The sequence below is a fragment of the Acetobacter senegalensis genome, assembly GCF_001580995.1.
Lineage (GTDB): Bacteria > Pseudomonadota > Alphaproteobacteria > Acetobacterales > Acetobacteraceae > Acetobacter > Acetobacter senegalensis.
Map to the genome: position 1 here is coordinate 1 of NZ_LHZU01000017.1, position 831 is coordinate 831.

The window sequence follows — 831 nt, forward strand, 5'->3', positions numbered from 1 at the left end:
GCTTTCTGGTGCTCACAGGTCAGCCGCTGAACGAACCCATTGCTGGTTATGGCCCGTTTGTCATGAATACCCAGGAAGAAATCCGTCAGGCGTTAGAGGATTTCAAAGCGGGCCGGTTTGGCGGTATCGCCGCCTGAGGAGCAGGGTATTGGTGGCGGGCTACGCCGAGCCGGTCGGTATGGTAGGAAAGGAGGGGGACAGAGTCTTGAACTGCCCCCTCTTTCTGAGAACCTGATACCCGCCCCACCCTGTACACAGATCAAAGCAGATAAGGGCACAAGCCCGGCGCATTCTTCAGACTGGCTTTCTTCCGGAAAGATGCTGTTTGTGGAACACGCATAAAGGAAAAGGACAGACAGACTCATGACACAGGGCACACCGCTTCATTTCGTCACGCTTCTGGGTAGCCTGCGCAAGGCATCTTTCAATGGCATTGTGGCGCGCACCTTGCCGGACCTTGCGCCGGAGGGGATCACGATCGCGCCGTTGGGGTGCATCAGCGCGTTCCCTCATTACAATCAGGATGTGCAGGATGCAGGTTTTCCTGAGCCTGTTCTGGCCATGGCCGAGCAGATACGTGCGGCGGATGGGGTGATTGTTGTCACACCTGAGTATAATTACTCCGTGCCGGGTGTGCTCAAGAACGCACTGGACTGGCTCTCCCGCGTAACGCCGCAGCCGTTTGCAGGCAAACCGCTGGCAATCCAGACAGCGTCTCCCGGTGCTATAGGGGGTGCGCGGGCGCAGTATCATCTGCGGCAAAGTCTGGTGTTTCTGAACGCCTATGTTCTGAACCGGCCTGAAGTGATGATAGGGCAGGCCACAGGAAAG

General features: G+C 57.3%; 2 protein-coding genes. Both read left to right on the forward strand.

What is annotated here, in order from left to right; translation table 11 throughout:
- The coding region (locus AD948_RS17445) for a pirin-like C-terminal cupin domain-containing protein (protein ID WP_276325344.1) at positions 1-137 on the forward strand (137 nt) is incomplete at its 5' end.
- 226 nt (positions 138-363) lie between these two features.
- A partial coding sequence (locus AD948_RS00100) for an NADPH-dependent FMN reductase (protein ID WP_061470215.1) occupies positions 364-831 on the forward strand: 468 nt, incomplete at its 3' end.